23 protein-coding genes are annotated in these 23,336 nt (G+C 65.0%); 11 read left to right on the top strand and 12 right to left on the bottom strand.

Features of this window, described 5'->3' with window-relative positions:
• Positions 1–38: 38 nt before the first annotated feature.
• Positions 39–1,091 (bottom strand): glycosyltransferase 61 family protein, encoded by a 1,053-nt coding sequence (locus IQ24_RS03540; protein ID WP_145396340.1) that lies wholly within the window; start codon positions 1,089–1,091, stop codon positions 39–41.
• 33 nt (positions 1,092–1,124) lie between these two features.
• A complete protein-coding gene (locus IQ24_RS03535; RefSeq protein ID WP_145396339.1) occupies positions 1,125–1,424 on the bottom strand; it encodes an antibiotic biosynthesis monooxygenase in 300 nt (99 codons plus the stop codon).
• Positions 1,425–1,666: 242 nt separating this feature from the next.
• Here IQ24_RS03535 and IQ24_RS03530 point away from each other — a divergent pair, with 242 nt between their 5' ends.
• Positions 1,667–2,647, top strand: coding sequence for a bile acid:sodium symporter family protein (locus IQ24_RS03530; RefSeq protein ID WP_145396338.1), 981 nt, complete (start codon positions 1,667–1,669; stop codon positions 2,645–2,647).
• 65 nt (positions 2,648–2,712) lie between these two features.
• Here IQ24_RS03530 and IQ24_RS20480 read toward each other — a convergent pair whose 3' ends face one another.
• From IQ24_RS20480 to IQ24_RS03520, 3 genes are all read right to left on the bottom strand, one after another.
• A complete protein-coding gene (locus IQ24_RS20480; protein ID WP_277872853.1) occupies positions 2,713–2,847 on the bottom strand; it encodes a hypothetical protein in 135 nt (44 codons plus the stop codon).
• A gap of 29 nt (positions 2,848–2,876) precedes the next feature.
• Entirely contained in the window at positions 2,877–3,269 is a 393-nt protein-coding gene (locus tag IQ24_RS03525; RefSeq protein ID WP_145396337.1) for an acyl-CoA thioesterase, read from the bottom strand.
• A gap of 117 nt (positions 3,270–3,386) precedes the next feature.
• Complete coding sequence (locus IQ24_RS03520) at positions 3,387–4,370, bottom strand: bile acid:sodium symporter family protein (RefSeq protein ID WP_145396336.1); 984 nt, start codon at positions 4,368–4,370, stop codon at positions 3,387–3,389.
• A gap of 85 nt (positions 4,371–4,455) precedes the next feature.
• Between IQ24_RS03520 and IQ24_RS03515 the strand changes: the two genes are divergently transcribed.
• A complete protein-coding gene (locus IQ24_RS03515) occupies positions 4,456–5,151 on the top strand; it encodes a FadR/GntR family transcriptional regulator (RefSeq protein WP_145396335.1) in 696 nt (231 codons plus the stop codon).
• A gap of 1 nt (position 5,152) precedes the next feature.
• Here IQ24_RS03515 and IQ24_RS20185 read toward each other — a convergent pair whose 3' ends face one another.
• Positions 5,153–5,320 (bottom strand): hypothetical protein, encoded by a 168-nt coding sequence (locus IQ24_RS20185; RefSeq protein ID WP_199756472.1) that lies wholly within the window; start codon positions 5,318–5,320, stop codon positions 5,153–5,155.
• Between the two features lie 166 nt (positions 5,321–5,486).
• Between IQ24_RS20185 and IQ24_RS03510 the strand changes: the two genes are divergently transcribed.
• Entirely contained in the window at positions 5,487–6,569 is a 1,083-nt protein-coding gene (locus IQ24_RS03510; RefSeq protein WP_145396334.1) for a PA0069 family radical SAM protein, read from the top strand.
• Positions 6,570–6,572: 3 nt separating this feature from the next.
• Here IQ24_RS03510 and bmt read toward each other — a convergent pair whose 3' ends face one another.
• Both bmt and trpS read right to left on the bottom strand, forming a co-directional pair.
• The gene (gene bmt, locus IQ24_RS03505; RefSeq protein WP_145396333.1) at positions 6,573–7,535 is read right to left on the bottom strand and encodes a betaine--homocysteine S-methyltransferase; all 963 of its coding nucleotides are present in this window, start codon (positions 7,533–7,535) and stop codon (positions 6,573–6,575) included.
• A 94-nt stretch (positions 7,536–7,629) separates the two neighbouring features.
• On the bottom strand, positions 7,630–8,655 hold the full coding sequence (trpS, locus tag IQ24_RS03500; RefSeq protein WP_145396332.1) for a tryptophan--tRNA ligase: 1,026 nt from the start codon (positions 8,653–8,655) through the stop codon (positions 7,630–7,632).
• Between the two features lie 97 nt (positions 8,656–8,752).
• Between trpS and IQ24_RS03495 the strand changes: the two genes are divergently transcribed.
• Positions 8,753–9,463: a rhomboid family intramembrane serine protease gene (locus IQ24_RS03495; protein ID WP_145396331.1), complete on the top strand. Its 711-nt coding sequence runs from the start codon at positions 8,753–8,755 to the stop codon at positions 9,461–9,463.
• On the opposite strand, the gene murJ is transcribed toward IQ24_RS03495, so the two are convergent.
• The 3 genes from murJ to IQ24_RS03480 are packed head-to-tail and all read right to left on the bottom strand — an operon-like array spanning position 9,454 to position 14,999.
• Entirely contained in the window at positions 9,454–10,998 is a 1,545-nt protein-coding gene (gene murJ, locus IQ24_RS03490; RefSeq protein ID WP_145396330.1) for a murein biosynthesis integral membrane protein MurJ, read from the bottom strand. The two genes, IQ24_RS03495 and murJ, sit on opposite strands and share 10 nt — an antisense overlap.
• Before the next feature lie 18 nt (positions 10,999–11,016).
• A complete protein-coding gene (locus IQ24_RS03485) occupies positions 11,017–13,800 on the bottom strand; it encodes a [protein-PII] uridylyltransferase (RefSeq protein ID WP_145396329.1) in 2,784 nt (927 codons plus the stop codon).
• A 2-nt stretch (positions 13,801–13,802) separates the two neighbouring features.
• Complete coding sequence (locus IQ24_RS03480; protein WP_145396328.1) at positions 13,803–14,999, bottom strand: penicillin-binding protein activator; 1,197 nt, start codon at positions 14,997–14,999, stop codon at positions 13,803–13,805.
• Positions 15,000–15,102: 103 nt separating this feature from the next.
• Here IQ24_RS03480 and rsmI point away from each other — a divergent pair, with 103 nt between their 5' ends.
• The 3 genes from rsmI (at position 15,103) to gshB (ending at position 17,475) form a co-directional block, all read left to right on the top strand.
• Positions 15,103–16,008 carry a 16S rRNA (cytidine(1402)-2'-O)-methyltransferase gene (gene rsmI / locus IQ24_RS03475; RefSeq protein WP_145396327.1) on the top strand — a complete coding sequence of 302 codons (906 nt, stop codon included), beginning with the start codon at positions 15,103–15,105 and terminating at the stop codon, positions 16,006–16,008.
• 8 nt (positions 16,009–16,016) lie between these two features.
• Positions 16,017–16,445: a YraN family protein gene (locus IQ24_RS03470; protein ID WP_338419453.1), complete on the top strand. Its 429-nt coding sequence runs from the start codon at positions 16,017–16,019 to the stop codon at positions 16,443–16,445.
• Between the two features lie 67 nt (positions 16,446–16,512).
• Positions 16,513–17,475, top strand: coding sequence for a glutathione synthase (gene gshB / locus IQ24_RS03465; RefSeq protein WP_145396326.1), 963 nt, complete (start codon positions 16,513–16,515; stop codon positions 17,473–17,475).
• Here the strand turns inward: gshB and IQ24_RS03460 are convergent.
• Positions 17,472–18,983, bottom strand: coding sequence for a YifB family Mg chelatase-like AAA ATPase (locus tag IQ24_RS03460; protein ID WP_145396325.1), 1,512 nt, complete (start codon positions 18,981–18,983; stop codon positions 17,472–17,474). The genes gshB and IQ24_RS03460 overlap by 4 nt on opposite strands.
• A gap of 139 nt (positions 18,984–19,122) precedes the next feature.
• On the opposite strand from IQ24_RS03460, the gene coaBC reads away from it, so the two are divergent.
• Genes coaBC through IQ24_RS03440 form a run of 4 tightly spaced genes read left to right on the top strand, consistent with a single transcriptional unit; the run spans position 19,123 to position 23,336 of the window.
• The gene (gene coaBC / locus IQ24_RS03455; RefSeq protein ID WP_145396324.1) at positions 19,123–20,421 is read left to right on the top strand and encodes a bifunctional phosphopantothenoylcysteine decarboxylase/phosphopantothenate--cysteine ligase CoaBC; all 1,299 of its coding nucleotides are present in this window, start codon (positions 19,123–19,125) and stop codon (positions 20,419–20,421) included.
• Positions 20,418–21,500: a cysteine desulfurase family protein gene (locus tag IQ24_RS03450; RefSeq protein WP_145396323.1), complete on the top strand. Its 1,083-nt coding sequence runs from the start codon at positions 20,418–20,420 to the stop codon at positions 21,498–21,500. Before coaBC ends, IQ24_RS03450 begins: the two co-directional genes overlap by 4 nt.
• 1 nt (position 21,501) lies before the next feature.
• Positions 21,502–23,028 (top strand): Fe-S cluster assembly protein SufB, encoded by a 1,527-nt coding sequence (sufB, locus tag IQ24_RS03445; protein ID WP_145396322.1) that lies wholly within the window; start codon positions 21,502–21,504, stop codon positions 23,026–23,028.
• Complete coding sequence (locus tag IQ24_RS03440) at positions 23,025–23,336, top strand: heavy metal-binding domain-containing protein (RefSeq protein WP_145396321.1); 312 nt, start codon at positions 23,025–23,027, stop codon at positions 23,334–23,336. The genes sufB and IQ24_RS03440 overlap by 4 nt, the downstream gene beginning before the upstream one ends.

Below are 23,336 nucleotides of genomic sequence, written 5' to 3'. Positions count from 1 at the left end.
GGGCGCGAGCAGTCGCGCCGCCGCTTCTGCGAAAAGGCTCAGGCGTCGAACAGATCCAGCGTGCGCGCCAGATCCTCCCACGCCAGCCGGAAGCGGGTGTCGCCGCCCTCGGCGACCAGCAAGCCATAGCGCTGGTTCAGCCGGTCGGTCATCTGCTTCAGGGTCGCTGCGACCCGTTGCGGCGGCTGGATCGGGATGACCGCCGCCCCGTCCGGCGCGACGGTGATCCCGTGGACCAGATGGCTGCCCTCGACCCCGATGATGCTGGCGGCCCCGGCGCAGGCCTCGATCAACTCATCAACGGTGACCTGCATGGGGTCGATCACGCGGAAACCCCGGTCCTTCGCCAGCCGCTCGGCCAGCTCCCCCTCATTTTCCAACAGGCGCTGATCGCCCGAGGTGCCGCGCAGCAGAAAGACCCCGGGCAGGGGCGAGATGCTGCGTCCTTCCAGCAGGCGCGCCCGCAACCGGCGCGCGCGCGCCGCCTTGCCACTGTTGTTCGGCGTGTCATCGAACAGCGTGAGGCTGGAGAAATGCACATCGCCCGTCAGCCGCTGGGGACGCATGTCCAGCAGTTCCTTGTAGCGGCGGCGGTGTCCTGTTGCCTCGGACGCCTCGGTGGTCAGGGGCGCGCCCTCGGCCAGCGCCAGATCATAGGTCAGCGGCGCATCCATCAGCCAGCTTCCGAACCAGCGGTTGCTGGCCCAGGTCTCATAAAGCGGACCGCTGGCCTCACTGCGCGGGCGCTGCGCCAGGCCCAGCCGCCGTTGGCGCGGGCGCAGGTGATATTCGCCGCCGCCGTGATAGAGCACCCCGTCGATCAGATCGACGTCGCGCAGATGCCAGGCCAGCGTCGGCCCTTCATGCGCGACGCCCGTCCGGGTCAGCACGTTGATCGTGTCGCTTTTCGAGGCGAACATCGTGTCGGCGATCCGTTCGACCTGACCGGGCAGGGCGAGTGCGGGTGGAAAGGGCATGGCCTCGGCTGCAGAAAGCTCGACCCGTTCGGCCTTGGGGCCAAAGAATTCGGGCTGCGGAAGGCGGGCAAGACGGCGCAGGCGTGCGCCGAAGGGGCGGAAGGGTCCCAGCATTGCGGTGTCCAGTCAAAGCAAGTCGTGAGGGGATCAGCTCTGCTCGACCAGAACCGGCTGGAAGAACTGCTTGCTGCGCGGCCCGGTGGTGATCGGGTCGATCATCTGGACGCAGGTGCGGTAATGCGCGGTCTGGCGATGTGCCTCAAGCGCGTCGGGACCGGCGAAGATTTCATAGATCGAGAAGCGGTTCTCATCCGAGGGATCGCACAGAAGATCAAAGCGCAGGTTGCCGGGTTCGCGGCGCGTCCCTTCGCGGTTGATGCGCATGGCTTCGATGAAGCGGTCCCGTTGGCCGGGGACGACTTCGACACTGACAAGCTGGATAAGCATGCAGGATAACCTCGTCACATGAGTGCAGAATCAAGAACCGTTTCAACGTGCATACAGGAATAATCCCGAAGACTTAAGGATGCATTGCCGCGTGCCGCCGCGTTCTGAACGAAAGGACAAGTCGGGGGTGACCCCCGCGCACCCGCATCGGGCAAATCTGCGGCCCAAGTCTGGTATTGCCCCGGCCTTATCCCTAGACAGGCTGCGCGGGAGCGGGGATTTCCGCATGCCGGAGGAGTGATATGGCCATCTCATCGTTCGAGGCGCGGCTGCGTCGGCTGGGGCTTGACCGCTATATGATGCTGCTGATCCTGACGGTCGTGCTGGCATCCTATCTGCCCGCAAGGGGAGAGTTCGCCCGCGTGCTGTCGCAGGTCACCTATTGGGCGGTGGCGCTGCTGTTCTTTCTGTACGGCGCGAAGCTTTCGACCTCGACGATCATCGCCGGGATGACGAACTGGCGGCTGCAGTCCAGCAGTATGGTCTGCACCTATGTCATGTTCCCGCTGCTGGTGCTGGCCATGGTGCCGCTGACCGGCCTGATCCTGTCGCCCGCCTTCGCCATCGGGCTGCTGTATCTGGGGTGCCTGCCTTCTACGGTGCAAAGCTCGATTGCGTTCACCTCGGTCGCGGGCGGGAACGTCGCGGGGGCGGTCTGCGCGGCCTCGGTGTCAAACCTCGTAGGCGTGCTGCTGGCGCCTTTGCTGTTCGCGCTGCTGCTGAGCTCCGACAGCGGTGTCCATATCGACGGCACGGCGGTCTGGAAGATCTGCCAACAGATCCTGCTGCCCTTCGCCCTGGGCCAGCTTTGCAGGCCGCTGCTGGGCGGGTTCCTGAACAAATACAAGCTGCCGACGATGATCGTTGACCGGGGCTCGATCCTGCTGATCGTCTATTCGGCCTTCAGCGCGGGCGTTGTCAACGGCATCTGGAAGCTGGTCGGGCTTGAGGAGCTGCTGGCGCTGATCGCCGTTGTCGCGCTGCTGCTGGCGGCGGTGATGATCCTGACCACGGTGCTGGGGCGCGGGATGGGCATGAACCTTCCCGACCGGCTGGCGCTGTTCTTCTGCGGCTCGACCAAGTCGCTGGCGACCGGCCTTCCGATGGCGGGCATCCTGTTTCACGGGCAGGATATCGCGATGATCGTGCTGCCCCTGATGCTGTTCCACCTGATGCAGCTTTTCGTCTGCGCCATCATCTCGCAACGTGTGACGGCAGCCTGATGACGGCGACGGAGGGGCCGCGACAGCGCGGTCCTTTCCGTCGATCCTGTGACCTCGACTCGGCCCTAGAAGATGCCGGTGACGTAAAGCAGGATAATCACCACAATCGGAACGCCCAGCAGCCAGGCAACGATACCCTTCATCTTGAACTCCCTTGTTTGTCGGTAAGGGCTCAACGCCTTGAAGGCGAAGAAGTTCATTGCGGGTATCAGATGCCGGGCCTCGCCTGTCAGTCCTCGAGCTTCACCCGGCGCGGCACGCCGGTCTCATCAATGGCGACGAAGGTGAAATTCGCCTCGGTCACCTTTTCGCATTCATCCGATTCGCGCGGGCGACGCCAGGCCTCGACATGGATCTGCATCGAGCTGCGGCCGACATGCAGAAGCTCGGTGAACAGCGACACCTCATCGCCGATCTTGACCGGGCGGTGAAACTTCATCCCCTCGACCGCGATGGTCGCGGCGCGTCCGCGTGCGGTCAGCGCCGCCACGCTTCCGGCGGCAAGGTCCATCTGGCTCATCAGCCAGCCGCCGAAGATGTCGCCCGCCGGATTGGTGTCCGAGGGCATGGCGATGGTGCGGATCGTCGGATTGCTGAGATCGCGGTTCTGCTTGTCGGGCATGAAGGGCCGGGCCTTTCCTAGCTGGGTTGCAGCGCAGGAAAAGCGCAAACCCTCGGCAGCGCAATGGGTTTGATGCCGATGCCTGACCAAGCGCCTAAGTGCTTGGTCTGAGACGGGTCAAGCGCGGGCCGGGCTTTGCGCGACCTGAGGGCCGGTTTGGGCATAGCGCCGCGCCAGAACCGCGCCCAGCATGATCTGGATCTGGTTATACAGCATGATCGGCAGGACGATCATCCCGAAGCCCGTCGCGCCTGCGAACAGCACCTGCGCCAGCGGCAACCCCGTTGCGAGGCTTTTCTTCGAGCCGCAGAAGACCGCCGCGATCTCATCCTCGCGCGAGAGGCCCAGCATGCGCGCGCCGCGCGTGGTGAACAGGATGACGATCAGCAGGATCAGCGTGCAAAGCCCTGCGGCAATCGCGAGCCCACTGACGGGCAGCACGTCCCAAAGCCCGGCCTCGACCGATTGCGAGAAGGCGGAATAGATGATCAGCACGATGACCGACTGGTCATAATTCGAGAGCCAATCCTTGCGCCGGGTCAGGAACCCGCCCAGCCAGCGATGCGCGAGTTGCCCGAGGCCGAATGGCAGCAGCAGTTGCAGGCAGGGGTCGCGCAAAGTGTGGCCCAGATCCATCGCGGCACCGGCCCCCGAATCGATCAGCAGGCTGACCAGAAGCGGCGTCAGCAGCAGCCCGAAGACGTTCGACCCGGCCGAGTTGCAGACGGCTGCGGGCACGTTCCCGCGCGCCATGGCGGTAAAGGCAATCGAGGACGACACCGCCGAGGGCAGCACGCCCAGATACAGAAACCCCAGCACCAGATCGGGGGGCATGATGCTGGCCGGGACCAGCCGCAGCGGCTGCACGATGATCGGGAACAGGATGAAGGTCGTGCCCAGAATGAAGGCGTGCAGCTGCCATTGCTTCAGGCCCGCCATGATCGTGCGCGGTGACAGCGCCGCGCCATGCAGGAAGAACAGCATCGCCACGCCCAGCGTCCCCAGCGTGTCGACCAGATCGCCGAAGCCTCCAGTCGCGGGCAGCAGCGTCGCCAGCACGACGGCGGCGATCATCAGGATCAGGAAGGGGTCTAGGCGCATCGGGGTCTCCGCTTGGCATCTCTGGCTTGCGTGTTCTGATAGCCGAGCGCAGAATTGGTCTGCAAATTGGTCTGGAGAAAGCCCGATGACGACCGCCCGACGGGCCAGCACATCAGAGATCGCCTTGGCGCTCTCCGCCCGGATCGAGGCAGGGGAGTGGCGGCCTCAGGACCGGCTTCCGCCCGAGCGGGATCTGGCGCGTGAGCTTGGTTGCAGCCGGGAAACCATCCGCGCCGCTTTGGCCCGCCTGCAGGCCGAGGGCCAGATCTGGCGGCAGCAGGGCAAGGGCACCTTCGTCGGCCCCGGCCCGGCGCTGGTCGGGCGCGACCCCCGGCAGGTGATTGACAGCGCCAGCATCCGCGACCTCATCGAGGCGCGTCTGGTCTATGAGCCCGCGCTGGCCGCAGCGGCGGCGGAGCGGGCGACCGATCAGGACATCAGGCAGATGGCCGAACTGGCCGGGCAGACGGGGCGCGCGCCGGACTGGCGCGAATATGAGCGGCTGGACAACGCCTTCCACCAATCGGTCGCGCAGGCCAGCGGCAACCCCCTGCTGCTGGCGATCTATCTGAACCTTGTGGCCGCACGGGGGCGGGCGCAATGGCAGCGCAATCATGATGCGGTGTTCCGCAAGGCCCGGCGGCTGGAATATGCGCTGGCGCAGGGCCGGATGCATCTGGATGTGGTCGAGGCGATTGCCGCCCGCGACGGGCAGGGCGCCCATACTGCCATGGCCCGGCATCTAGCGGCGATCCGCGATCTGGTTCTGGATCAGCCTTAGGCTAGTGGTGGTGATGGTCGCGCGCGGCGTAATGCGCCACGGCGGCAGCCATCAGGGCCAGCAGGCCAAGTGCGAACAGCGGCACGCCAATGGCGCTGGCCAGCCAAATGGTGAAGGCCGCAGAAATGATCACTGCGGCAAGCAAAAGCAGGAAATGAGGAAGTGGCATGATCTCCTCCGGTTGTGACGACTATGCCGGAAGCCGGGGGCGATTCAAAGACCCCTGAAAGTGTAACGGCGGGTCTGCGCCAAAGGTTCCCTTGTCACCGCGAGCGGTTGGGTGAGCCGAGCGAAATTTTCTGGCAAATGTTCACTAAATGTTCTAGTCTGGCGGGATGACATTGCCGCCGCGAAACCCGGATGAGATCCTGAAGGCAAGGGGGGCTGACAGCCGCCCTGCGGTTCGCTTTGACCCCTATCATACCGAACGCGAACATGACGGCTGGGACATCCCCGAAGAGCAATCGCTGTTGGAAACCGAGGTCCGCATCGAGCGCGCGCGCAGCATCCTGACGCGAAACAGCTCTCCGGACATTCCCTTCGATCGCTCGGTCAACCCGTACCGGGGGTGTGAGCATGGCTGTATCTATTGCTTCGCGCGCCCCTCTCATGCCTATCTGGGGCTGTCGCCGGGCTTGGATTTCGAAACCCGCATCATCGCCAAACCCGATGCGCCACAACTGCTTGAGGCGGCCATCTCGAAACGCAGCTATCAGGTCGCGCCCATTGCCTTCGGGACCAATACCGATCCTTACCAGCCCATCGAAAGCAGGATGCGGATCATGCGCGGCTGCCTTGAGGTGCTGCACGCCTGGAACCACCCGCTGTCCATCGTGACGCGCGGGGCGGGGGTGATGCGCGACGTCGATCTGCTGGCCCCGATGGCGGCGCAGGGGCAGGTTTTCGTCGGCGTCTCGATCACCACGCTGGACACGGAACTGTCCCGCGCGATGGAGCCGCGTGCGCCCGCGCCCGCGACCCGGCTGAAGATGATCCGCGCGCTGGCGGATGCGGGCGTGCCGGTGCGGGTGATGGCCGCGCCGATGATCCCGGTCCTGACCGCGCATGAGCTGGAGGCGATCCTTGCGGCGGCGCGAGAGGCAGGCGCGACCTCGGCCAGCACGATCCCGCTGCGGCTGCCGCTGGAAATCTCGCCGCTTTTTCGCGACTGGCTGGAACGGCACCAGCCGGGCAAGGCCCAGCATGTGATGAACCGCATTCAAGAGATGCGGGGCGGGCGCGACAATGACCCGCGCTTTGGCCATCGGATGCGCGGCGAGGGTCCCGAGGCCGAACTGCTGCGCCAGCGCTATCATCTGGCCTGCAAGCGGCTGGGTCTGCAGGGGAAATCCAAGCCGCTGGATTGCAGCCGTTTCGGGCCGCCTGCGCGGGCGGGCGACCAGCTGTCGCTGTTCTAGCCCTTATTCCTCGGCCTGCGCCATGGCGTGATCCATCCGCTTCGAGATGGTCTCGGCCGTCGGGCGTGGTCCGCGCGGCTGCTGGTCCAGCGCGTCGCGCATCGCCGCCAGATGCTGGGGCGTGGTGCCGCAGCAACCGCCGATCAGCCGCACGCCCAGATCGCGGGCCAGCACGGCGAATTCGGCCATGACGCTGGGGGTCGCGTCATAGATCAGCCCGTCATCGTGATAGCGCGGCACGCCCGCATTGGGCTTGGCGATCATCGGACGCTCGCTGCCGGCGGCGGCAAAGCCCGCGACGGCCTGCAAAAGCTCGGTTGGTCCGGTGCCGCAATTCGCGCCATAGGCGACGGGGGGACGGCGCAGCCGCTCGACAAGCGACGCGAGTTGCATGGGCGTCACGCCCATCATCGTCCGCCCGCCTGGCTCGAAGCTCATCATGCCGCACCAGGGCAGGTCGACCGCGCGGGCGGCCTGCGCGGCGGCGCGCAATTCCTCTACCGCGCTGATCGTCTCGATCCACAGCAGATCCGCGCCGCCCGCCTTCAGCGCCTCGGCCTGTTCGGTGAACATGGCGGTGGCATCGGCCTCGGTCAGGCGGCCCATCGGGGCCATCAACTCTCCGGTCGGACCCATCGAGCCCGCAACCAACACCTCGCGCCCGGCGGCATCGGCAGCCTCGCGTGCCAATGACGCGGCGCGGTGGTTCAGCGCGGCCACCTTGTCGACCGCGTTCGACAGCCGCAGGCGGCTGCGGTTCGCGCCGAAACTGTTCGTCAGGATCAGATCCGCGCCCGAGGCGACCATGGCCTTGTGCAGGTCAAGCACCTTGCCGGGGTTGGTCTCATTCCACAGATCGGGCGCCTCGCCGGGAGCAAGGCCCATATTGTAGAGATTCGTGCCCGTCGCACCATCGGCCAGCAGCCAGGGGCGCGTTTCGAGCAGGAGGGACAGGCGATCTGCCATGCTATGTCCTGTTCTTCCACAAGGCGGCCGGACATCATCCGGCAACCGGCATCGTGAACCGAAGCCCCCGCGAACGGGGGCCCCATGACCATTATCACCCGTTGCGGGACCGGATCATACCCATGATTTCCTTGGTCTGTTCAAGGATCGGATGGGCGATGGCATCGGCGCGGTCGGCACCCTTGCCCAGGATGCGGTCGATCTCGGCCGGGTCGGCCATCAGCTCGTTCATGCGCGCGGTGATCGGGGCCATGGCCTCGACCGCGACATCGGCCAGCGCGGGCTTGAAGGCACCGAAGCCCTGACCCTCGAAACGGGCCAGAATGTCGTCCGCCGCCTCGCCGGTCAGCGCGGCATAGATATTGACCAGATTACGCGCCTCGGGCCGGTCCTTCAGCCCTTCCATGGTGGCGGGCAGGGGCTCGGCATCGGTGCGGGCCTTGCGGATCTTCTGGGCAATCGCATCGGCATCATCGGTCAGGTTGATGCGGCTGGCGTCCGATGGATCGGATTTCGACATTTTCTTGCTGCCGTCACGCAGGCTCATGACGCGGGTGGCCGTGCCCTCGATCAGCGGTTCGGTGATCGGGAAGAACTCGGTGCCGTAGTCATGGTTGAACTTGGCCGCGATGTCGCGGGTCAGCTCCAGATGCTGCTTCTGATCCTCGCCCACCGGCACGGCGGTGGCGTGATAGGTCAGAATATCCGCCGCCATCAGCGAGGGATAGGCCAACAGACCAAGGCTGGAGTTTTCGCTGTTCTTGCCCGCTTTGTCCTTGAACTGCGTCATCCGGTACATCCAGCCGACGCGCGCCACGGTGTTGAAAAGCCACGCCATTTCCGCATGAGCCGAGACCTGGCTCTGGTTGAACAGGATCGATTTTTCCGGATCCACGCCCGAGGCGATGAAGGCGGCGGCGATCTGGCGGGTGTTGTTGCGCAGCGCCTCGGGGTCTTGCCAGACGGTGATCGCATGCAGGTCGACGACGCAATAGATCGTCTCGATCCCGGTGTCCTGGTAACCGGCGAAGCGTTTCAGCGCGCCCAGATAATTCCCCAGTGTCAGTCCGCCGGAGGGCTGGATCCCCGAGAAAATGCGCGGAGCGAAGCTCTTGGTCATGTCAGTACCTGCTTGGAAATTCCCGGTCGCTGGCTTACGCCTTGACGGGCTTGGGCGCAACCGCCCACAAAATTCTGGACTGGACATAGGGACCCATATGCGACCCGGTTACGACGAATCCCCGATCAACCCGTTGCCCCCGATCATCTGGGTGCTGGTTCTGCCGATGTTTGCCGCCGAGGCGCTGTTCGGGCTGGCGGACCTTGGCTTCCTGGGCGGGCAGGGCGGCGCCACCGGCGTGATGCGCATGACCGCGATCGAGCGCACCGCCTTCGTCCCCGAGATGCTGCTGCGTGCCCTGCAGGTCGGGTCCTTCGACGTGGCGCAGCTGTGGCGCATCGTCACCTATCCGTTCATCCACTGGTCCTTCCTGAACGCGGCCTTTGTCGTCGCCTTCACGCTGGCGCTTGGCAATCTGGTCGCGCGGCAGTTTCAGGTCTGGGCGGTGATCGTGCTGTTCTTCGGCTCGGCCATCGGCGGCGCGCTGGTCTATGCGCTGGTGCGCTGGATGCTGCCCGGCATGATGTTCGAGCCGCTGGTCGGCGGCTATCCCGCCGTCTACGGGCTGGTCGGTGCCTTCACCTTCCTACTGTGGATTCGGTTGGGGCAGGAAAACGCCAACCAGATGCGCGCCTTCACGCTGATCGGCATGCTGCTGGTGTTCCAGCTGGCCTTTGCGATCCTGTTCCAAAGCAACAGCAAGTCCTGGATCGCCGAGGTCGCCGGTTTCGGCACCGGCTTCCTTCTGTCCTTCGTCGTCGTTCCCGGCGGGGTGGCGCGCGTGCTGCGCCAGCTGCGTCAGCGCTGACGCCTCAGCCCCGCCTTCAGATCGGCGGGGCGAATGGCCCCAAGCCCGATGGCGGCCGCCCCATAGGCCGCCATGCCCGCCGCGACCAGCGCGGCCAGCGCCAGATAGCGCGTCCCGGGTTCCATGAGCGCGTCGCCCAAAAGCTCCATCACCCCCCAAAGCACCAGCCCCATCACTGCCGATGCCGCGATGATGCGGGGCAGGCGGTGGCGCAGGCGGTCATCAAAGGTTGCGGCCTCGCCAAAGGCGCGGGTCCCGCGCCAAAGCTGCCAGGCCATGGTCCAGCCCGCGATGGTCGTGCCCCATGCGGCGGCGGAAAAGCCGATCAGCGGCGACAGCCCGATCGCCAGCACCGCATTCACCACCATCGACCAGACCGCGAAATGGAAGGGTTTGCGGGTATCCTCGCGCGCGAAGTAAAGCGGCTGCAGCACCTTTTGTAGCACGAAGGCCGGCAGGCCGATGCCATAGATGGCCAGCGCCACCGCCGTCGGCCCGACGTCGCTTTCCAGATAGGCCCCGCGTTTGAAGAGGACCGAGATCAGCGGATAGGCCGCCACCACCAGCGCCACCGCCGCAGGCACTGTCAGGAACAGCGCGAATTCGGTGGCGCGGTTATAGGCGTGGCGGCCTCCGACCGTGTCCTCGGCCTTCAGGCGGCGCGAGATATCGGGCAGCAGCACGATGCCGATGGCAATGCCCACGACGCCCAGCGGAAGCTGGTAAAGCCGGTCTGCGTTCGTCAGCCACGAGATCGCGCCGTCGAAGAATGAACCCACCTGACGACCGACCAGCAGGTTGACCTGCACGACGCCTCCGGCCAGCACGGCGGGGGCGGCGACCGCGAGCAGGCGCCGCATATCGGGGCTGAGACGCGGGCGGCGCAGGCGCAAGGGGAACCCCATGCGTTTCGCGGCCCACCAGACCGTTGCGAGTTGCGCGATGCCCGAAATCGGCGTCGACCAGGCCATCGCCAGCCCCATGTCCCAGCCGAAACGGTCGGCCAGCACCATGGCGATGATCAGGATGAAGTTCATCAGGACCGGCGCGGCGGCGGCAGCGGCAAAGCGCCCGCCCGCGTTCAAAAGCCCTGACAGCAGCGCGGTCAGCGAGATGAAGAAGATATAGGGAAAGCAGATCCAGCCATAGAGAACCGCCAGATCATAGCGCTCATCCCCGGCAAAGCCCGCCGCCATCGCCAGCACCAGCCAGGGCATGCACAGCGTCGCGATGATCGAGACGATGAAGACCGTGAAGGCCAGCCCCGAGAATGCCTCTTCGGCGAAACCGCGCGGGTTGTCATTGTCCTCTAGCCGCTTGGCGAACATCGGCACGAAGGCGGTGTTGAACGCGCCTTCGGCGAAGAAGCGGCGGAACATGTTGGGCAGGGTGAAAGCCACGATATAGGCCTGCGCCACCGGGCCCGAGCCCAGATAGGCCGCAATCATCATGTCGCGGACAAAGCCCACCACGCGGCTGGCAAGGGTCCAGGCGCCAACGGAAAGAAAGCCGCGGATTAGTCTGATCGGTTGCATCTGTTGGTCCTGCTGGTCTCAGATCCCGGCGCGCGCGGCGCCCTCGCGGATGGCCTCGCGCAGGCGCTTTTCCAGCGTCTCGCGCTTCAAGGGCTGCTGCAGCTTCAGGCCGAACATGTCCTTGACATAGAAAGTGTCGACCACCTGCGCGCCGAATGTGGCGATCACGGCGCTGGCGATCTGGATGTGGTTGTCGGCCAGCGTCCGCGTCAGGTCGTATAGCAGGCCCGGGCGGTCGCGGGTGTCGACCTCGATGACGGTGAAGACGTCGCTGGCTTCGTTGTCGAAGGTGATATGCGTCGGAAAGCGGAACTGGCTGTCGCGCTTGCGCGGCTTGTCACGCTCGGACAGCGCATCCCGCGCCACGATCTTGCCCTTCAGCGTGCGGTCGATGGTGTCGCGCAGACGCGGCAGGCGGTCCGCCGAATAGGGGCGGCCGTCATGGTCCTGCAGCCAGAAGACGGCCGTCGCGAAGCCGTCCTTGGTGGTATAGGTGCGCGCGTCGACGATGTTCGCGCCCACCAGCGCCAGCGCCCCCGCCAGCCGCGAGAAGATGCCCGGATGGTCGGCCAGCACGAAGGCCGCGCGCGTGGCGTCGCGGTCATCGTCGGGATGCAGATCGATGCGCACGGTGTCATCGGGGATGTCGCGCAACAGATCGGCAAAGACGCCCTGCGTGTCGGTGGGCAGGCCCGACCAATAGCTGTCGTAATGCCGCGAAAGCTCGGCCTTGATGGTCTTCGGCTCCCACCCTTTGGCGATCAGCAGATGCCGCAGCGAGCGTTTCGCCTCACCCATGCGCTTGTCGCGGTTCAGCTCTTCCAGCCCGTTTTCCAGCCCGCGCGCGGTTTCCTCATGCAGGCGGCGCAGCAGCATGGCCTTCCAGTTGTTCCAGGTGCCGGGGCCGACGCCGCGAATGTCGCAGACGGTCAGCACGGTCAGCAGGTCCAGCCGCTTGCGCGTCTTCACGGCCTTGGCGAAATCCCGCAGCGTCCGCGGGTCCGAGATGTCGCGCTTCTGCGCCACATCCGACATCAGCAGGTGATTGCGGATGAGCCATTCGATCGTCTCGATCTCATGCGCGGGCAGGCCGAAACGGGTGCAGATCTTGCGTGCCAGCCGCGCGCCCAGGATCGAGTGATCCTCGGTCCGGCCCTTGCCGATGTCATGCAGCAGCACTGCCAGATAGATGACGCGGCGGTTGATCTTGCCCTTCATGATCTGGGTGACCAGCGGCAGATCCTCGGTCTTGCTGCCGCGCTCGATCTCGGCCAGCGCGGCCACGCATTGGATCAGATGCTCATCCACGGTGTAGTGGTGATAGACGTTGAACTGCATCATCGCCACGACCGGCGCGAATTCGGGGATGAAGGCACCCAGCACGCCCAGCTCGTTCATCCGGCGCAGGCTGCGTTCGGGATTGCCGTGTTTCAGCAGCAGATCAAGGAAGATCCGCACGGCCTCGGGGTTCTGGCGGATCTGGTCGTCGATCAGATCCAGATGCGAGGCGACCATCCGCATCGCCTCGGGATGGATCAGGATGCCGGTGCGCAAAGCCTCTTCGAAAAGGCGCAGGATGTTCAGCGGATCGGCCAGAAAAGTGGCCTCGTCGCTGACGTTCAGCCGACCGCGATCCTCGACGAAACCGGGCTTGATGCGGCGGCGACGGCGGAACAACATGTTCAGCATCGGCGCCTTGTAGAGATGCCGGTTCTCCAGCGCGACCAGGAAGACGCGGGTCAGCTCTCCGACGCGGGTGGCGTGCAGGAAGTAATCTTGCATGAAGATCTCGACCGCGCGGCGGCCGCCGCTGTCCTCATAGCCCATGCGGCGAGCAACCTCGACCTGCATGTCGAAGGTCAGCTGATCGACCGGACGGCGCGCGATCAGATGCAGGTGGCAGCGGACTGCCCAGAGGAAATCCTCGGCCTGCCAGAAAGTCAGGTGCTCCTCGCGGGTGAAGAAGCCCAGATCGACCAGCTCGATGGCGCGGTCGACGCGGTGGATGTATTTGGCGATCCAGTAAAGGGTCTGCAGGTCGCGCAACCCCCCCTTGCCCTCTTTGACATTGGGTTCCAGCACATAGCGCTGGCCGCCCTGCCGCTTGTGGCGCGCCGAGCGTTCAGCGAGCTTCGCCTCGATGAATTCGGGAATGGAATTGTCGAACAGCTCGGACCAGAGCCGCTCGCGCAGCGTCTCGGAGGTGGTGGCAAAGCCGCAGACCAGCCGATGCTCCAGCAGGCTGGTGCGGATGGTGATGTCGCCCGCGCCCAGTCGCAGGCAATCGTCGATGGAACGCGTGGCCTGCCCGACCTTCAGCTTCAGGTCCCAGAGCATGTAAAGCATCGTCTCGACGACGCTTTCGATCCGCCCCGTCATCTTCCAGGGCGTCAGGAACAGGATGTCCACATCGGATTGCGGGGCCATTTCGGCCCGGCCATAGCCGCCGACGGCGAGGATCGCCAGACGCTCGGCCTCGGTGGGGTTGGTGTGGCGGTAAAGGACGTTCGTCGCGACATGGTGGACTGCGTTGACAGTGGCATCGGTCAGGGCGGCGAAGGCCCGCACCGTCTCGCGTGCGGCGCGGGGGTGGCCTTCGAAGCTGGCCACGATATCGGCCATCACCTCGGTCCGCGCCTTTTGCAGGTATTCGACGGTGATGCGGCGGACGTCGCGCGCATCGCCTGCGTCCTGCAGCAGCTGTTGCAGCTGCGGCAGGAAGGCGTCAGGGTCGATCAACGAATGCGCCCCGGGGTGACCCGGGGCGAGTGAGCGCGTGCTGTCGGACGAGGCGTCGGTCAAGATCAGAACCCGAAGCCACCGAAGCTTTTCGGTGCCGGATCAATGATGACCATCTGGTTGTTGCGGATCGTGGCAATCGCCAGCGCCCGCTGGTTCGAGCCGTCGCGGCGCAGGCGGAAGGCGCCGGTGATGCCGTTGAAGCCTGCGTTCTGCGTCAGCCCCGAGGTCGTCAGAGCATTGCGATTGCCGCTGCGCACCTGTGCGGCGATGGCCGCGACGCCGTCATAGGCCAGCGAGCCCAGATCATGCGGGGCCTCGCCATAGGCGCTGCGGTAGCGCTGGTCGAACTGGGCCTTGCGGGCATTGTCGGGGATAGCGAACCAGCCGCCCTGAACGCCCGGCAGCTGCATGCGTGCCGCAGGCTGGTCCCAGCGGGTCAGGCCCATCAGCTGCACCGTCGCCGAGGAAATGCCCGCGCCGCTCAGCTTGTCGGTCAGGTAGGGCAGGACCGCGCCCTGGTTTGCGGTCATGAAGATCGCATCGACATTGCCGGAAGCAGCGGCTGCCGCGACATTCGGAATGATGCTGTCGATGCCCGATTGCGAAACGGGGTGCATCGCGCTTCCGGCCAGCGTGGCGCGGTTGCGCTGGATCGCGCGCTCGATGGCGCGGGCGCCGACCTGACCTGCGGCATCATCTTCGGCCACCATCAGGATGCGGCGCTTGCCGTTCTTGACGCTGTAGCCAACCAGACGGTCCGCGATATTGTCGAAGGTGTTGCCCAGCACGAAGACGTTGCCGCCCGCGATGTCGGTGTTGTTCGAGAATGAGAGCACGTTCACCCCTTGCGAGGCGACGGCGCTGCCGACCGCATTGGCGGAATCGGCGAAAAGCGGGCCCAGAATGATCTGCGCGCCATTGGCCACCGCCTCATTGGCGCGTGCGACGGCGGTCGCGGGGTCCGAGCCTGCGTTATAGACCTTCAGGTCGATGGTCGCGCCCTGCGCGTCCGAGGCGGCCATCTTGGCCGAATTCGTCAGCGAGCGCGCGAGCCAGTCCAGATCGCCGCTGCCGGTGCCGCCGGGCACCAGAAGCGCCACCTGCACCGGTTTCGAGGGATCGATGGTGCGGCCGGATTCAGGCCCGCCCGCTCCGATCGGCTCGCAGGCCGCCAATGCCATCACCGACAGGACCGCGCCGCCGCGCATGACGGGTCGGCGCAGGTTGAAGGCTTTGCGGATCGTATGAAAGATACTCATTCCGTTGATTCCCTGTTGGTCGAGGCAAGTGACTTAACCCGGGCAGATTATTGGCATAAGGCGTTCATGGCAACGTGCCGAACCAGCAGGAAGAGGTGGCGAAATGGCCGAAAGTCATGACAATTCCGAAACGGCGGCCCGTCCGGTCGCGGCCTCGGTGCTGGCAACACGGCCTCAGCCGGGCCTCTATCTGCTGGCGACCCCCATCGGCTCGGCCCGCGATATCACCCTGCGGGCGCTGGATTTGCTGAACTCGGCCGATGTGCTGGCAGCCGAGGACACGCGCAACCTGCGCCACCTCATGGACATCCACGGCGTGCCGCTGCGCGGGCGGCGGATCCTTGCCTATCACGATCACAACGGCGACCGGCAGCGCCCGGCGATTCTGCAGGCGCTGGAGCAGGGGGCGAGCGTGGCCTACGCCTCGGATGCAGGCACGCCGCTGGTCGCCGATCCCGGCTATCGCCTCGCCCGTGACGCGGCTGAGGCGGGGCACAAGGTCCACGCCGTTCCCGGCCCGTCGGCGGCACTGGCGGCACTGTCGGTCTCGGGCCTGCCGAGCGACCGCTTTCTGTTCGTGGGCTTTCCGCCTTCGGCCGCAGGCGCGCGCAAAAGATGGATCGAAAGCTGGGCCGCGACCGACGCCACGGTGATCGCGTTCGAAAGCCCCAAGCGCGTTAAGCAACTCTTGGCAAATATCTGCGAAACTGAACCGAATCGGGCTACGGTCATCTGCAGGGAGCTGACGAAGAAATTCGAGGAAGTCATTCGCGGCACCGCATCTGAGGTGCTGGAGCGGATCCCCGAAGAAGGTTTGCGCGGGGAAATTGTGGTGCTGTTCGGGCATCCGGAAATTGTTGCACCAGATGAAGAGGTCATTCGCGCCGAGCTGGCGCGGCTGATGCAGCATATGTCGGTCAAGGACGCCGCAAGCGACGTGGCGGCCGGGTTCGGGTTGGCAAGGCGCGACGTCTATGCGCTGGCGATTACGTTGAAGGACAAGGAATAGGGGCGAACATGCAGGCGATGGCGGTCTTGGAGAGGGTGAGCGGTGGTCGCAGGGCTGCGGTACCGGACCGGATGCGCCAGCAGCGCGGCATGGTGGCCTTTCGTTCCGGGATGGCTGCCGAGGCAGGTGTGGCGCGACACTATGAAGACCGGGGCTACCGGATTCTTGCGCAAAGGTGGCGGGGCAGGGCAGGTGAGATTGATCTGGTCGTGCAGGACGGCTCGACCATCGTGTTTGTCGAGGTGAAGAAAGCGGCATGGCATGCACTCGCGGCCGAGCGCATCGATCGGCGCAAGATGGACCGCCTGTGTCAGGCGGCGGAAGAATATTGTGGTCGCCTGCCGACCGGACAATTGACCGAGATGCGCTTTGACGCGGCTCTGCTCGATCAGATCGGCATAATCGAAGTGATCGAAAACGCATTTGGGCTGAACTGAAGCGGCGGGGTTGCAATGGCCCGCAGCACGGGCCACAAATCCGGCAGAAAATGCTGGAGTATGTCCCATGGGCCTGAATGTCGCGCTGCAGATGGATCCCGTTGAAAACGTGTCGATCGATGGCGACAGCACGTTCAGGCTGGGGCTGGAGGCGCAAGAGCGGGGACACCGCCTGTTCCAGTACACCGTTGAGAATATGAGCTATGTCGAAGGTCGCATCCTGGCCAAGGGGCGGCCGATCACGCTGCGCCGGGAAGAAGGCAATCACGTCACCTTCGGGGATGAGGTGGAAGTCGAACTGACCGAATTCGATGTGGTCTGGCTGCGGCAGGACCCGCCATTCGACATGAGCTATATCACCAACACCCATCTGCTGGACCGCGTCAGCAATGAGGTGCTGGTCGTCAATGACCCTTTCTGGGTCCGCAACAGTCCTGAGAAGCTGCTGGTTCTGGACTTTCCCGACCTGACCCCGCCCACGCTGATCACCCGCGACATCGCTCAGATCCGCAAGTTCCGTGCGAAACATGGCGATATCATCGTCAAGCCGCTCTATGGCAATGGCGGTGCGGGTGTCTTCCACCTGCGGCCTGAAGATCCCAATCTGTCGTCGCTGATGGAAATGTTCACGGCCATCAGCCGCGAGCCGGTGATTGCGCAGAAATACCTGCCGGCGGTGGTCAAGGGCGACAAGCGCGTGATTCTGGTCGATGGTGAGCCGGTGGGCGCGATCAACCGCGTCCCGGCCTCTGGTGAGGCGCGGTCGAACATGCATGTCGGTGGACGCCCGGAAAAAGTCGGCCTGACCGAGCGGGAGCGCGAGATTTGCGCCATCATTGGCCCCGTCCTGCGCGAGAAGGGACTGCTGTTCACCGGGATCGACGTCATCGACGGCTGGCTGACCGAGATCAATGTGACCTCACCCACCGGTATTCAGGAGCTTGAGCGGTTCGACGGCACGAATGCCGCCGCCCTGATCTGGGACGCTGTTGAACGCCGCCTTGCAGCAAGGCGCAGTGCGGCGGTTTAACCGCTCGTCAGGAAGGGCAGGCGATAGGAAATCGCCTCGGCCAGATGCGGGCGTCGCACGGCCTCAGATCCGGCAAGATCGGCGATGGTGCGGGCGGTGCGCAGAACCCGGTGATAGCCGCGCGCGCTGAGCCCCAGCTTTTCAGCCGCGCGCATGACCAGATCTCGCCCTTCGGCGTCGAGTGGGGTAATCTGGTCGAGCAGGCTTCCGGTCGCATCGGCATTGGTGCGCACCTGCGCATGGCCCGCAAATCGCTGAGACTGGATCTCGCGCGCCGCCGCCACGCGTTCCGCGACGGTTGCGGAGCTTTCTCCGTCGGGGGGCAACTCAAGCTCGGCAATGGTGACGGCGGGGACCTCAATCCGAATGTCGAAACGGTCCATCAACGGGCCCGAGATCCGCCCCAGATAATCCGCCCCGCAGTTTGGTGCACGCGCGCAGGACCGCGCCGGATCGGTCAGATAGCCACAGCGACAGGGGTTCGCGGCGGCGACCAGCAGGAAGCGGCTGGGATAGCGCACATGGGCGTTGGCCCGGGCGACGGCGACCTCTCCGGTCTCGATGGGCTGGCGCAGCGTTTCGAGGACGTGGCGGGGGAACTCGGGCAGTTCGTCCAGAAACAGCACGCCATTATGCGCTAGGCTGATTTCCCCCGGCAGGCTGCCCCGACCGCCGCCGGTGATTGCGGCCCGGGAGGCGCTGTGATGCGGGTCGCGGAAGGGGGCATCGCGGGTGATACCGCCATCCGACAGAATGCCCGCCAGCGAATGGATCATCGAGGTTTCCAGTGCCTCGGCCGGTGTCAGGGGCGGCATGATCCCCGGCAGGCGCGAGGCCAGCATGGACTTTCCCGCCCCAGGAGGCCCCGACATCAGAAGATGATGTCGGCCAGCTGCTGAAATCTCAAGCGCCCTGCGGGCGCGTTCCTGTCCGCGTACCTCCGCCAGATCGCCGCAGGTCCGGGGGGAGGAGACCTCGCCCGCTGTCGCCGGGGGCAAGGGCGCGCGATCGATCAGGTGATCGATCAGGTCCTTCAGGCTTCTGGGGGCAAGGACGGGAACCGAGGCGACCCAGGCTGCTTCCGGTCCGCAGGCGTGCGGGCAGACGAGCGCGCGGTCTTCCTCGGCAGCCGCCATGGCGGCGGGCAGGGCACCGTTGACCGCGACCAGCCGCCCGTCCAAGGCCAGTTCGCCCAGCGAGACGATGCCTGCCAGCGCCTCATGCGGGACAATCTCCAGCGCGGCCAGCACCGCCAGCGCGATGGGTAGATCGAAATGCGATCCCTCTTTCGGCAGGTCCGCAGGCGACATGTTCACCGTGATCCGCCGATTCGGCAGGGCGATGGACATGGCGCTGAAGGCGGCCCGCACCCGCTCGCGCGCCTCGCTGATGGATTTGTCGGGCAGGCCGACGATGGCGAAGGCCGGAAGGCCTGCCGATACGGTGCATTGCACTTCGACCAGACGCGCGTCGATGCCGTCGAAAGCCACGGTATAGGCGATTGCCAAATTCTGCCCCTGCTCTTGCTTGAGGAAAGGTTAACGAGGCGGTCTTAAAAATCGGTTAACGCCTGTCGGTGGCGGCTTTGCTTGTCGGGCGGCGCGCATCGGCATATGTGCAGGGCAGGCACATGACAGGAGGACCTTCATGCTGGGCAAGCGCATTCTGCTGATCGTCGGTGGCGGGATTTCCGCCTTCAAGATCCCCGAACTGATCCGCGCGTTGCGGCGCGAGGGCGCGCAGGTGGTGCCGGTGTTGACGCGGGCAGGGGCGGAATTCGTGACGCCGCTGACGCTTTCTGCGCTCTCCGAGTCGCCCTGTCATACGGAACTGTTCGATCTGACACGGGAAGCCGAGATGGGGCATATCCAGCTGTCGCGCGCCGCTGATCTGGTGGTTGTGGCGCCCGCGACTGCCAGCCTGATAGCCAAGATGGCGACGGGGCTGGCCGACGATCTGGCCTCGACCCTGCTGCTGGCGACCGACAAGCCGGTGCTGGTCGCGCCTGCGATGAATGTGCGCATGTGGCAGCATGCGGCGACGCAAAGAAACTGTGACATGCTGGAGGCGGACGGCATCCATTTCGTCGGCCCGACCGATGGCGACATGGCCTGCGGCGAGTTCGGCCCCGGCCGCATGGCTGAACCCGAGGCGATTCTGGCCGCGATCCGCCAGCATCTGTCGCCTGAGGCTCCGCTGCGCCTGCCGCCTGAGGCGGTGGTGGCGCTGCCCTCGCGCGGGCCGCTGTCGGGGCGGCATATCATCGTGACCTCGGGGCCGACGCATGAGCCGATCGATCCGGTCCGCTATATCGCCAACCGCTCCAGCGGCCAGCAGGGCACGGCGATTGCGGCTGAATTGCGCAAGCTGGGGGCGCGGGTCAGTTTCGTCACCGGCCCGGCGGAAGTGCCGCCGCCGGAAGGCGTCGAGGTCATCGCGGTCACCACGGCGCGTGAGATGCGTGACGCGGTCGAGGCGGCGCTGCCTGCCGATGCTGCCGTAATGGCCGCTGCCGTGGCCGATTGGCGCGTCAGCAATGCCAGTGCGCAGAAGATCAAGAAGGATGGCTCGGGTCAGTTCCCGGTCCTTGAGTTCGCCGAGAACCCCGACATTCTGGCCTGGATCAGCAAGCTGGCGAAGGACCGCCCCCATCTGGTCGTGGGCTTCGCCGCTGAGACCGACGATGTTCTGCATCACGCCCAGCAGAAGCGGCAGCGCAAAGGGTGCGACTGGATCGTGGCCAATGACGTTAGCCCCTCGACCGGCATCATGGGCGGGCATGAGAATGCGGTGATACTGATCACCGCCGAAGGCACGGAAAGCTGGCCTCGTCTTGAAAAGACCGAGGTCGCCCGGCGTCTGGCCGAACGCATCGCAAACAAGATGAACAATCCCGCGCAAACCGATGAAAGTGCAGAAGATGATTTGCCAGGAGACAGCGTATGAGCCGGGTCTATCTGGACTGGAACGCGACCACGCCGCTGCGGTCCGAGGCGCGCGACGCGATGATCGCGGCCAGTGAGATCGTCGGCAATCCCTCCTCGGTCCATGCCGAGGGGCGGGCGGCCAAGACGGCGCTCGAGCGGGCGCGGGAAGAGATCGCTACGGCGCTTGGGGCGGAAGGGGCGGATGTCATCTTCACCTCAGGGGCGACCGAGGCGGCGGCACTGGCGCTGGCCGGGCGCGGGCCGGATGAGGGCGCATTCCACTGCGCGGCGGTCGAGCATCCGGCGGTTCTGGCCTGGTGCAAGCCCACGCTTGAGGTCGGTCATTCGGGTGCGGTCACCGTCAGCGATCCGGCAGCCTCGGCGCTGCAGATGGCCAATTCGGAAACCGGCGTCATGCAGGAACTGCCGCAGGGGCTGGCGCTCAGCGATCTGACACAGGCCTTCGGCAAGGTCCCCTTCGCGTTCAACTGGCTGGGGATCGAAGCCGGGATCGTCTCGGCCCACAAGCTGGGCGGGCCGCGCGGCATCGGCGCGCTGATCCTGCGCCGCGGGACCGAGATCGAGGCCCGCATCCGGGGCGGCGGGCAAGAGCAGGGACGCCGCGCGGGGACCGAGAATCTGATCGGAATCCTGGGGTTTGCAGCGGCGGCAAAAGCGGCGCAGAATGATCTGGATCAAGGAATCTGGGAAAAAACGGCTGAACTGCGTGATAAACTGATGGCCGCTCTGGAAACCGGGGCGGAAATGGTTACATTCCCTGGGCGCGAGAGCCGTCGCCTGCCGAACACCCTGTCCATTCTTACGCCCGGATGGCGGGGTGAGACTCAGGTCATGCAGATGGACCTTGCAGGTTTTGCCGTTTCGGCGGGCTCGGCCTGTTCTTCGGGAAAGGTACGGGCCAGCAGCGTGCTGACGGCAATGGGGATCGCGCCGGAAAGGGCGGGCGATGCAATACGTGTCTCGATCGGGCCGACGACGTCCGAACGGGACGTGAAAAGCTTTGCAGATGCCTGGCTGTCCGCGTGGCAGCGCTGGCGCGGCAGGAATGAAGGGCGGGCAACCGCAGGAAGGGTTTAAGATGGCTGATCTTGGCACTGACGCTTTGGAAGTCCGCGACGGCGTGGATCGCGAAACGGTCGAGACCGTCCAGAACATGGGGTCGTATAAATACGGCTGGGAAACCGAAATCGAGATGGAGTATGCCCCGAAGGGCATCAACGAGGATATCGTCCGTCTGATTTCCGAAAAGAATGAAGAGCCCGAGTGGATGACGGAATGGCGCCTCAAGGCCTTCCGGCGCTGGCAGGACATGACCCTGCCGACCTGGGCCATGCTGGATATTCCGGCCATCGACTATCAGGACCAGTATTACTACGCGCGTCCGAAAAGCATGTCGGTCAAGCCGAAGTCGCTGGACGAGGTTGATCCGAAGTTGCTGGCGACCTATGAAAAGCTGGGCATTCCGCTGAAAGAGCAGATGATCCTGGCTGGCGTCGAAGGCGCCGGCGACACGCCCGCCGAGGCGCGCAAGGTCGCGGTCGATGCGGTCTTCGACTCGGTTTCGGTCGGGACGACCTTCAAGGATGAGCTGGCGAAGGCCGGCGTGATCTTCTGTTCGATCTCGGAAGCGGTGCGCGAGCATCCCGAGCTGGTGAAGAAATACCTGGGCACGGTGGTTCCGGCGTCGGACAACTTCTTCTCGGCGCTGAACGCGGCTGTCTTCTCGGACGGATCGTTTGTCTACATCCCGCCAGGCGTGCGCTGCCCGATGGAGCTTTCGACCTATTTCCGCATCAACGCTGAAAACACCGGGCAGTTTGAGCGCACGCTGATCATCGCCGACAAGGGCAGCTATGTCAGCTATCTGGAAGGCTGCACCGCGCCCAAGCGCGACGTGGCCCAGCTGCACGCGGCTGTCGTGGAAATCGTCATTCTGGAGGACGCCGAGGTCAAATACTCGACCGTCCAGAACTGGTTCCCGGGTGATGAGGACGGCAAGGGCGGCATCTATAACTTCGTGACCAAGCGCGCCGATTGCCGCGAGGCCCGCGCCAAGATCATGTGGACGCAGGTCGAGACCGGCTCGGCGATCACCTGGAAATACCCCTCCTGCCTGCTGCGCGGCGAGGAAAGCCAGGGCGAGTTCTACTCGATCGCGATCACCAACAACCACCAGCAGGCCGACACCGGGACCAAGATGATCCATCTTGGCAAGAACACCCGCTCGCGCATTGTTTCGAAAGGAATTTCTGCCGGTCACGCGCAGAATACCTATCGCGGTCAGGTCTCGATGCATCCGAAGGCCACCAACAGCCGCAACTATACGCAATGCGACAGCCTGCTGATCGGCGACAAATGCGGGGCCCACACGGTCCCCTATATCGAGGTCAAGAACAACTCGAGCCGGGTCGAGCACGAGGCCACCACCTCGAAGGTCGATGACGATCAGCTGTTCTACTGCCGCGCCCGTGGCATGGACGAGGAAGAGGCGGTGGCGCTGGTCGTCAACGGCTTCTGCCGCGAGGTGCTGCAGGCCCTGCCCATGGAGTTCGCCATGGAGGCGCAGTCGCTGGTCGCGATTTCGCTGGAGGGCTCGGTCGGATGATCACGACCACCACGCCCTCGATCGAAGGTCGCCGCATCACCGCCTATCATGGCGTCGTGGTGGGCGAGACGATCATCGGGGCGAATATTTTTCGCGATCTCTTTGCCGGGATTCGCGACATCGTAGGCGGCCGGTCGGGCGCCTACGAGACTGCATTGGCGGACGCGCGCCGCACCGCAATTCGCGAGATGCAAGAGCACGCGACCGAGCTTGGCGGCAATGCCGTCGTCGGAGTGGACCTCGATTACGAGGTTATCAACAATATGCTGATGGTGTCTGCCTCCGGTACGGCCGTCACGATTGAATAG

This window comes from Paracoccus sulfuroxidans (assembly GCF_007830335.1).
GTDB lineage: Bacteria > Pseudomonadota > Alphaproteobacteria > Rhodobacterales > Rhodobacteraceae > Paracoccus > Paracoccus sulfuroxidans.
Note: the sequence above shows the minus strand (reverse complement) of the source record. Positions and strands in the feature narration are given on the sequence as shown.